Here is a 9527-nt window from a genome sequence, read left to right on the forward strand (position 1 = left end):
GGCCTCAGCAGGCGCCGAGGTCGTCCCAGACGCCCCACTCGCCGGTGGTGCCGGGCTCCTCGCCCTGCGTCCACCACTTTGCCTTCCAGTTGTGGCCGCTGTGCGAGACGGTCTGCCCGCCGGTGTAGACCGTCGCGGCGGCCCAGGGCGCGGCGGTGCAGCTGCCGGTGCCGCCGGTCGTGCCGCCCGTGGTGGTCCCGCCCGTGGTGGTCCCGCCGGTCGTGGTTCCGCCGGTCGTGGTCCCGCCGGTCGTGGTTCCGCCGGTCGTGCCGCCCGTCCCGCCGATGGTGACGTCGATGCAGGAGTAGAAGGCGTTGGCGGTGTCGCCGATGTTCCAGACCGCGAGGACCTTCTGCTTGCCGGTGAAGCTGCCGAAGTCGACCTGGTGGCTGAGGTCGGCGGGCGGCTGCTGGTTGTTGCCGGGGAATTGGGCGAGCAGCGTGCTGCCGATGTAGTACTGCCAGTTGAGGGTCGCGTGCCGGGCGGTGTTGTGCCAGGTGAAGGTCGCAGACGAGCCGACCGGGGTGACCTGCCAGCCCTTGCTGTCGTCGTCCAGCTCGGCGAACTGCGCGTTGCCGCCGCTGCAGCTGTGCAGGCCCTTCGGACCCTCGACGCTCTGCGGCTCGTACGTGATGTCGCCGCAGCTGACGATGCCCTCGGCGCACTGCTCCTGGCGGCTCGTCGGGAGGGTCACCCAGCCGTGGGCGCTTGCCGTGCCCGACGACAGTCCGAACGCGATGAGGGGAGCCGCCAGCGTTCCGAGGGCGAGAGCGACTTTTCGTGTCGTGTGCATGTCATATCACTTTCGTCGAGGTGTGGGGGCATCCCTCGCGGGGTCGACGGTGCGGTGTGCGGCGTGCGCCGCGAGCTGTGGACCGCGGGCTGCGCGCCCGCGGCCGGCCACCGCTCGCGAGCCGGGCCACCGCCGGAGGTCCGGGCCTCGCAAGGGTCCAGGGCCTGCTGTTCGGATCTCCGTGGAGGAAGGAGCGAAGTCCAAACGGCAGGCTCTAGGTCTAGACCATAGTCACCAGTGGGGTCAGGTCAAGAGTGCGGAAAGCGCCAACTCCCCGGCCGTGCACGGGACTCGGGGGATGGACCGCCCGTGCCGTCTCACAGCGTGACCGCTCCCGCCACGGCCGCCGCCGTCACGACCAGCAGACCCACCGCGTTGGTGACCGAATCCCGCTTCCAGGACCGGCGTTCGGCCTCGACGTCCAGGAGGAGGACCGCCGGGTCGTCGGGGGAGTAGTGGACCGTGACGTCCCGGCCCCGTGAGCCGGCGGGGTCCCGGATCCCCGACTCGCAGTAGGCCGTGACCTCCTTGCCGTCCAGCGTGGTGAAGGCGACGACCGGCACCACGCGGGTGGACGTGTGCCCGTCGTCGGGGTCGACGGTGACGCTCTCGAGCACGGCGACGACCCGGCCGGGCACGGCGGCCATGGCGTCCAGCGCGTCGAGACGCCGGTTCCTGTCGCGTACGTTCCCGGGCAGGTGGTACAGGCCGGAGAGGGCCCACGGCCCGCAGAAGCCGAGCAGGGCCCACGGCCACCCCCGGTCGACCGCGGCGGCGACGACCGCACCGGCGTAGCCGAGGAAGAGCACGAAGGTCGGCCCGCCGAGCCCGCGCCCGGCTTCGGAGAGGTCGTTGGTGAGACGGAAGGCGTGCGGCCTGCCGCGCGGGTAGCGGACGCCGATCTCCCGGCCCACCCAGGCCGCGCTGATCCGATCTCCCGGCCCGCCGTCGTTGGTGACGGTGAACTCCTCCCCGGTGGCGGGGTCCTGGAAGGAGACGACCACGGCTATCCCGTCGCTCGGGGAGCTTCCGTGCCGCGGTTCCCCCACCCGTTCTATCCGCCCCTTCACAAGGACCTCCCGCTGCGCCCGTGTCCTCCCGGCCAGCGCCCTCCCGTACCCGGCCAGCGCCACCGCCCCGAACACGCCGCACCACAGCGCCACATACCCGTGCCAGCCCATCCGTCTCTCCTCCTGCCGCTTCGGCCGCTTCGGGGACGGCCGCCGAGCGCACCCCGCCGTCCGGAACCACACGAACCCCGGTCACCTCACCGTGCGGGCGTGCGCCGCACCACCTTGCCCTGTCCGTCCGCCTCCAGCGACGCCGTGCCGCCGGGCCCGGTCACGACGACCCTGACGACGAGGGGGCCGGTGAGCCGGTCGGCGACGATCTGCCAGGTCTGCGGGGAGCGGGCGCCGAGGGTGGCGCCGGCCTCCTCGACCACGGCGGGGAAACGGTCGTAGGGGAGCGCCCGGAGGTCGAACCCCGGGGTCGGCGTACCGGTCGGCACGAACACGACCGACAGCACGCGCTCCTGCACGACGACGGTGAGCGCCCGGCGTCCGTTCCCGCCCCCGGTGAGCGAGGCGACGGCCCGGTCCAGTTCGCCCCTGTCGAGAAACGACCGGCCCGGGCCCAGGGTGACCGTCGCGGACGCCGACGACACGACGGTGGTCGACGACGTGGTGGAGACGGACGGCCGCGCCCCCGGGGACGGCTTCGCGGTGCCGCCCCGGTCGGAGAGGTCCGTGCGGAAGAGCAGGACCACGACGGCGGCGCCGAGCAGCAGGCCGAGGAGCACGACGAAGCCGGAGGCGCAGCCCTCGGAGGGCTCGGACACCCGGGCGGCGCCGGGCACCGCGTCGAATCGGGCCGAGGCCGCGCGCTCCTCCCACTGCGGTGTCGGCCGCTTGACGACGCGCACCCGCCACGGCCGGTCCGGCGGGTACCGGACCACCACGACACCGCGCGGCCGGTAGTCGGGCAGGTCCACGAGGTTGACGCCCTCGGTGATCTCCACCCGGAACGCCGGCCCGTCGTCCGGCATGACGGTGAGCCAGAACTTCACGGGCACGTCGCTCGTCTCACCGCCCCCGACGGCCTCCAGCCGCTCGATCACCGCGAGTGCCGTGCAGGGTGCGACGGCCGCCTCCCGGAACCGCCTCGGCATGCCGGTGAGGAAGAACACCAGTCCGTGGACCGCGGGCAGGGCCAGGCCCGTCACGAACAGCGGCACGCTCTCGACGACAGTGCCCACGACGAGCGCCGCGAGCGCCGCCCCGACCACGCCACCGGTCAGGAGACCCCGGGCGAGTGCGACGAACGTGTTGTGCGTGGGCGGCGGCGCGGCCGTCGTGATCGTCATACCGGCGATTGTGAAGGCCCCGGGTGACAGCCGGTAGATCCCGGTACCACCCTCCGCAACACCACGGCAGGGCCGGCGCTACGCCTCGCCGAACTCCCGGTCGATGAGGGCGAACACCTCCTCCGCCGATGCGCCCTCCAAACCCTCCGCACCGCCCTCCGCGGGGCCGCCCGCCGGGCCGTCGCCGCGGTCTCCCCCTCCCTCGTACCGCCACAGGAGTACGCGCAGCCGGTGGGTGAGCCCGGCGCGCCGCGGGTCGTCGGCCGCCAGCGCGGCGAGCGCTGCCTCGACGGTGTCGAGCGCCTGCGCGGCAGGCTCCTGCTCGGCCGCGGCGGGCAGCGCCTGGGCCACCAGATACCCCGCGAGGGCGGCGGGCGTCGGGTAGTCGAAGACGAGCGTCGCCGGCAGCTCCAGGCCCGTCGCGGCCCGCAGCCGGTTGCGGAACTCGACGGCCGCGAGGGAGTCGAACCCCAGCTCCTTGAAGGGCTGTTCCGGATCCACCGCGTCCGCGCCCGGGTAGTGCAGCGCACCGGCCGCGTGGGCGCGGACGAGCGCCAGCAGCGTGCCGGTACGCGCCGCGGGCGGCTGGGCCGCGAGCCGCTCCCGCAGGGAGGCCAGCGCCTGAGCCTCCTGTGCGCCGCCCGAGGCGTCGAGCGCGGCGCGTGCGGCTCGCACCGCGGCCGGGACGTCGTCGAAGAGCCGGCTCGCGCGCGCACCGGTGAACAGCGGGAGGAAGCGCTGCCAGTCGACGTCCGCGACCAGCGTGGGTCCGGCGCTGTCGCCCGCGCCGCGGCCCACGGCGTCCCGCAGCGCCGCGAGCGCCCGGGAGGGCGGCAGCAGCGGCAGGCCCAGCCGCTGCGCGCGCCCGGCCGCGTCCGGGCCGTGCGCGTCGTCCCACACGCCCCAGGCGATCCGCACCGCCCGGCCGCCCGCGGCCCGGCGGCGCTCCGCCAGCGCGTCCAGGTACGCGTCCGCCGCGGCCCGCGCCCCGTGCCCGCCGCCGCCCCAGACCGCGGCCACCGACGAGAAGACCACCAGCGGGTCGCTGTCCCCGAGCCCGCACAACTCCGCGAGCCGGTCCGCCCCCGCCACCGCGTCCGCCACGGCCCCGCCGAAATCCCCCGCCCCCGACTCCGCGAGCCCCGCCCGCTCCCCGGCCGCCCCGGTGTGCACGACGGTCCGGATCCGCACCCCGCCCGCCATGAGGGCCCCCGCGGCGCCAGCCTCCGCCGGGCCCTCCGGCCGCACGGTGCCGGGCGCGGGCGCGTCCAGGGGCGCGGGGCCGGCCGGGAGCCCTCCCGGGTGCGCCTCCTCGGCACCTTCCGGCGGGTCCCGCCGTACGGTGCCGGGCGCGTCCGGAGACGCCGGTTCCGCCGGCCCTTCCGTGCCCGCGGGGGCGCCCGGCGGCTCACGGCGCGGTGCGGCGAGCACCGCCGCGTCCAGGACCGTCGCCTTCGTGCCCAGCGCCGCCAGTTCGGCCAGCAGCCCTTCCGCGCCCGGGGCCGCGGGGCCCTCCGGGGCGAGCAGGACGATGTGTTCCGCGCCCTCCACGGCCAGCCAGCGGGCCACGTGGGCGGCGACTCCCGTGACGCCGCCGGTCACCAGGGCGCCGCCGCGCGGGGACCAGGGGCGGGCGGGCGCCGCCTCCTCCGGGGGGACGGGGACGAGGCGGCGGGCGAAGAGGCCCGCGGGGCGCAGCGCCACCTGGTCCTCCGCGTCGCGGCCGGCGAGGGCCGCGCGCAGCAGGGCGGGCGAGAGGTCCGCGGGCCCGGCCGGGAGGTCGAGGAGGCCGCCCCACAGCGCGGGGTGCTCCAGCGCGGCCACCCGGCCGAGCCCCCACACCGCCGCCTGCGGCGCGGCGAGCGGCCCGTCCTCGCCCACCACCGACACCGCACCGCGCGTCGCGGTCCACACCGGCACCCCGAGGTCCGCCTCCAGCAGCGCGCACAGCAGCGCATGGGTCGCCGTCACCCCGTGCAGAGCGTCGGTCCCGGGCGCGCCGAGGGGCGGGGGGGAGAGTGTTCCGGCCGGTGGCGGGGCGTCCTGTGTGCGGGTTGCGGTCGTTGCGGGAGGGGTGTCGGTTCCGGGCGCGCCGAGGGGCGGGGGGGAGAGTGTTCCGGCCGGTGGTGGGGCGTCCTGTGTGCGGGTTGCGGTCGTTGCGGGAGGGGTGTCGGTTCCGGGCGCGCCGAGGGGCAGCAGGGACAGCAGCCCCGCCGGTGCCGGACCGGCCTCGTACGCCGCGCGCAGCGCGGCGACCGCCTCCGCGGGATCGCCCGGCACGGTCACCCGGGTCACCGCGCCGCCGTCCGCGGCAAGGGCGCGCTCGCAGGCGTCGGCCCACTCGGCCGCGCCCCCGGGCGGGACCGCCAGCAGCCAGCGGCCGTCCGACGGCTCGGGGTCGGGAAGCCGCCGCCACGCCACCCGGTAGCGCCATGCCTCGACGGCCGCCCGGTCGTGCCGCTCCCGGTGCCAGTGCGCGAGCGCGGGCAGCACCTCGCCGAGCGGCGCGCGCCGCCCGTCGTCGTCGCCGATGCCCAGCGTGCCGGACAGCGCCGCCACGTCCTGCGACTCCACGGCCTGCCAGAACCGCGACTCCTCCGAGTCCGTGGCGGCGGGCGCGGCCGCAACCTCGTCCGGCAGCCAGTGCCGCTGCCGCTGGAAGGGGTAGCCGGGCAGGTCGGTCGTACGGCGGGCGGGCTGCGGGAACCAGGGCCGCCAGTCGACGGGCACGGGGTGCGTGGTGTGCAGCCGCGCGAGGGCGTGGGCGAGCGCCTCGGTCTCGTCCTGGCGGGCGGTCAGCGCAGGTACCAGCAGCGGGGCGGGGGCACCGCCGGGGACCGAGTCGAGCGTCTGCTGCGCCGCGGGGACGAGCACCGACGTCGGGCCGATCTCCAGGTACGTGTGGGTGCGGGCCGCGGTGTGCGCGATCGCGTCGTGGAAGCGGACGGGCTCGCGGATGTGCCGCACCCAGTAGCCGGGTTCGGCGATCCCGGCGTCGGCGGGCCGCCCGGTGACGTTGCTGACGAGCGGGATGCGCGGCGTCCGGAAGTCCAGGTCCGCCACGGCCTCCGCGAAGGGTGCGAGCGCCGGTTCCATGAGCGGTGAGTGGAAGGCGTGGCTGACGGTGAGCGCCTTCGCCTTGCGGCCGCGATCCCTCCACCGCGCGGTCAGCTCCGCGACGAGGTCCGCCGGTCCCGACACGACCGTGCCCGTGGGCGTGTTGTACGCGGCGGCCGAGACCGCCCCGCCGTACGGGGCCAGCGCTTCCGCCGCCTCCTCGGCCGTCGCCTCCAGCGCGGTCATCGCACCGCCCGCGGGCAGCGCGCCGAGCAGCGTCGCCCGGGCGCCGACCAGCCGGCAGGCGTCCGCCAGCGACAGGACCCCGGCGACGTGCGCGGCGGCGATCTCGCCGACGGAGTGGCCGATGACCGCGTCGGGCCGCACCCCGTGCGCGTCCAGCAGCCGGGCCAGCGCCACCTGGAGCGCGAACAGCCCGGCCTGCGTGTACGTCGTACGGTCCAGTAGCGCGGCATCCGCGGGCCCGAACACCACCTCGCGCAGCGGGCGTTCCAGATGCGGGTCGAGCAGCGCGCACACCTCGTCGAAGGCCTCGGCGAAGACCGGGAAGCGCGCGTGCAGCCCCGCGCCCATGCCGGGCCGCTGGCTGCCCTGCCCGGAGAACAGGAACACCCGCCACCCCGAGGCGCGCATCCCGCCGGTCCTGCGCACCACGGCCGGGTGCTCCTCCCCGGCCGCGAGCGCCGCCAGCCCCGCGCGCAGCGTCGTACCGTCCCGGCCCGTGACCACGGCCCGGTGGTCGAGCACCGCCCGTGAGGCGACCAGCGACCAGCCGACGGAGCCGTGGTCCGCCGCCGTGCCGAGCAGCAGCTCCGCCTGGGCCCGCAGCGCGGCCGCGCCGCGCGCCGACAGCACCCACGGCACCAGCCCTTCCGGCGGCAACTCGTCTGCCTCCGCCGGGGGTTCGGCCGGCGCCTCCTCCAGTACCAGGTGCGCGTTGGTGCCGGAGATGCCGAACGACGACACCCCGGCCCGCCGCGGGTGCTCCGCGCGCGGCCAGTCGACCGGCTCGGTGAGGAGCTGCACGGCGCCCGCCGTCCAGTCCACGTGCGGGGTCGGCTCGTCGACGTGCAGGGTCGCGGGCAGCGAGCCGTGGCGCATCGCCATGACCATCTTGATGACGCCGGCCACGCCCGCCGCCGCGTGCGTGTGCCCGATGTTCGACTTCACCGAGCCGAGCCACAGCGGCCGGTCCGCCGGGCGGCCCTTGCCGTACGTCGCGAGCAGCGCCTGCGCCTCGATGGGGTCGCCCAGCGTCGTCCCCGTGCCGTGCGCCTCCACCGCGTCCACCTGGTCGGCCGCCAGCCTGGCGTTCACCAGCGCCTGCCGGATGACGCGCTCCTGCGCCGCGTCGTTGGGCGCGGCCAGCCCGTTGCTGGCGCCGTCCTGGTTGACGGCCGAGCCGCGGACGACGGCGAGCACCCGGTGGCCGTTGCGGTGCGCGTCCGAGAGCCGTTCCAGCAGCAGCAGCCCGGCGCCCTCGGAGAAGCCCGTGCCGTCCGCCGCGGCGGCGAAGGCCTTGCAGCGCCCGTCCGGTGCGAGCCCGCGCTGCCGCGAGAACTCGACGTAGGCCGCGGGGGTGCTGAAGACCGTGACCCCGCCCGCCAGGGCGAGCGCGCACTCGCCCGATCGCAGCGCCTGCGCGGCAAGGTGGATCGCGACCAGCGACGCCGAGCAGGCGGTGTCCAGCGTGACCGCCGGGCCCTCGAGTCCCAGCGTGTACGCGATCCGCCCGGAGATCACGCTGGTGAGAGCGCCGGTGGCCGTGTACCCCTCGTAGCCGTCCGGGATCCGCGGGATCCGTGACAGGTAGTCCTGGCTCGACACCCCCGCGTACACCCCGGTCGCGGTGCCCTTCAGGCTCGTCGGGTCGATGTGCGCGCGCTCCAGGAGCTCCCAGGCGGTCTCCAGCAGGACGCGCTGCTGCGGGTCCATCGCCGCCGCCTCGCGCGGGCTGATGCCGAAGAAGCCCGCGTCGAAGGTGGGCGCGTCGTGCAGGAAGCCGCCCTCGGTGACGTAGCTGGTGCCGGAGTGGTCGGGGTCCGGGTGGTGGAGGGAGCCGAGGTCCCACCCGCGGTCGGCGGGGAAGGGGCCGATCGCGTCCCCGCGCTCGGCCACGAGGTCCCACAGCGCCTCGGGGGAGTCGATGCCGCCGGGGTAGGCGCTTGAGGTACTGGCGCAGCTTGTCTTCGGTGGTCGTCGACATCGGTTCCCGATCTCCCTCAGGACGAGCCCAGTTGCTGGTCGATGAGCGCGAACATCTCCTCGTCCGAGGCCGACTCCAGGACCTCCTGGCCACTGCCGCCGTCCGCCTCGGCCGCGGCGGCGCCGTCGCCGAGCCGCCACAGCAGGTCCTGCAGCCGCTTGACGAGCCGACTGCCCGCCTCGCCCGCCGGACGCTCCTGGGCGACCGCCGCCTCCAGCCGCTCCAGCTCGCGCAGGACGGGCTCCGCCGCTCCGCCGTCCGCGGGGCCGAGCTCGCTCTCCAGGTGCTCCGCCATCGCGCCGGGCGTCGGGTGGCGGAAGACCGCCGCCGCGGGCAGCCGCACACCCGTCGCCGCCGCGAGCCGGTTGCGCAGCTCGACGGCCGTGAGCGAGTCGAAGCCCAGGTCCTTGAACGGCGTGTCCGTCGCCACCGCGTCGGCGTCCGCGTGTCCGAGCACCGTGGCCGCGTGCGTCCGTACGAGGTCCAGCAGCAGCGCCTGCCGCTCGGCCCGGCCCATCGAGGCGAGCCGCCCCGACAGGTCCGCGGGCCGCGCAGCCGCGACGCCCCGCCGGACCGCCGCCCCGGCCCGCGCGCCCGTGAGCGGGCGGGCCATCGCGGGCAGCGCCTCGGGCGGCTCGCCGGCCACCGCGGACAGGTCGAACTCGGCGGCGACCACGTGCGGTTCGCCCGCCGCGAGGGCCGTGTCGAAGAGCGCGAGGGCCTTGCCGGTGGCGAGCGGGGTGACGCCCGTACGCGTCATCCGGGCGTGGTCGGTGGCGGTGAGCTTGTCGGTCAGGGCGCTGGTGGTGGCCCACAGGCCCCAGGCGACGGAGGTGGTGGGGTGGCCGGTGCGGTCGGTGGCGAGGGCGTCGAGGTAGGCGTTGGCGGCGGCGTAGTTTGGGCGGTGAGGACGGCGTCCTCGGTGACACCGGCGGTGTGGATGACGGCGGTGAGGGGGTGGGTGGGGTCGATGTTGTCGATGAGTTCGTGGAGGGCGTGGGGGTCGGTGGCGTCGGTGGCGGTGATGTGGACGGTGGCGCCGAGTTGTCGGAGTCGTTGGGTGAGTTCGGGTGCGCCGGGTGCGT

The 9527-nt window shown here is 76.3% G+C and carries 4 protein-coding genes and 2 pseudogenes; all 6 read right to left on the reverse strand.

All coding sequences use genetic code 11. The features are described 5' to 3' along the window. Window positions 1-4 precede the first annotated feature (4 nt). On the reverse strand, window positions 5-793 hold the full coding sequence (locus tag IH54_RS0136475) for a lytic polysaccharide monooxygenase (protein ID WP_031525345.1): 789 nt from the start codon (window positions 791-793) through the stop codon (window positions 5-7). 317 nt (window positions 794-1110) lie between these two features. Further along, window positions 1111-1974 (reverse strand): DUF3592 domain-containing protein, encoded by an 864-nt coding sequence (locus IH54_RS0136480; RefSeq protein ID WP_031525346.1) that lies wholly within the window; start codon window positions 1972-1974, stop codon window positions 1111-1113. Between the two features lie 86 nt (window positions 1975-2060). Beyond that, window positions 2061-3158: a hypothetical protein gene (locus tag IH54_RS0136485; protein WP_031525347.1), complete on the reverse strand. Its 1098-nt coding sequence runs from the start codon at window positions 3156-3158 to the stop codon at window positions 2061-2063. A gap of 78 nt (window positions 3159-3236) precedes the next feature. Then, window positions 3237-8462: pseudogene (locus IH54_RS47420) on the reverse strand (beta-ketoacyl synthase N-terminal-like domain-containing protein); the annotation flags it as partial. Next, window positions 8459-9202: a phosphopantetheine-binding protein gene (locus IH54_RS0136495; protein ID WP_031525349.1), complete on the reverse strand. Its 744-nt coding sequence runs from the start codon at window positions 9200-9202 to the stop codon at window positions 8459-8461. The pseudogene IH54_RS47420 and the gene IH54_RS0136495, both read right to left, overlap by 4 nt. A 108-nt stretch (window positions 9203-9310) precedes the next feature. Beyond that, window positions 9311-9468 (reverse strand): annotated as a pseudogene (locus tag IH54_RS47425) (KR domain-containing protein); the annotation flags it as partial. Window positions 9469-9527 lie beyond the last annotated feature (59 nt).

The organism is Streptomyces sp. NRRL F-5123, from assembly GCF_000721495.1.
GTDB lineage: Bacteria > Actinomycetota > Actinomycetes > Streptomycetales > Streptomycetaceae > Actinacidiphila.

What these genes read in the sequence shown, in the direction of transcription:
- IH54_RS0136495 (WP_031525349.1), bottom strand. Translation starts at nt 9,202, where the DNA reads ATGACGCGTACGGGCGTCACCCCGCTCGCCACCGGCAAGGCCCTCGCG.
- IH54_RS0136485 (WP_031525347.1), bottom strand. Translation starts at nt 3,158, where the DNA reads ATGACGATCACGACGGCCGCGCCGCCGCCCACGCACAACACGTTCGTC.
- IH54_RS0136475 (WP_031525345.1), bottom strand. Translation starts at nt 793, where the DNA reads ATGCACACGACACGAAAAGTCGCTCTCGCCCTCGGAACGCTGGCGGCT.
- IH54_RS0136480 (WP_031525346.1), bottom strand. Translation starts at nt 1,974, where the DNA reads ATGGGCTGGCACGGGTATGTGGCGCTGTGGTGCGGCGTGTTCGGGGCG.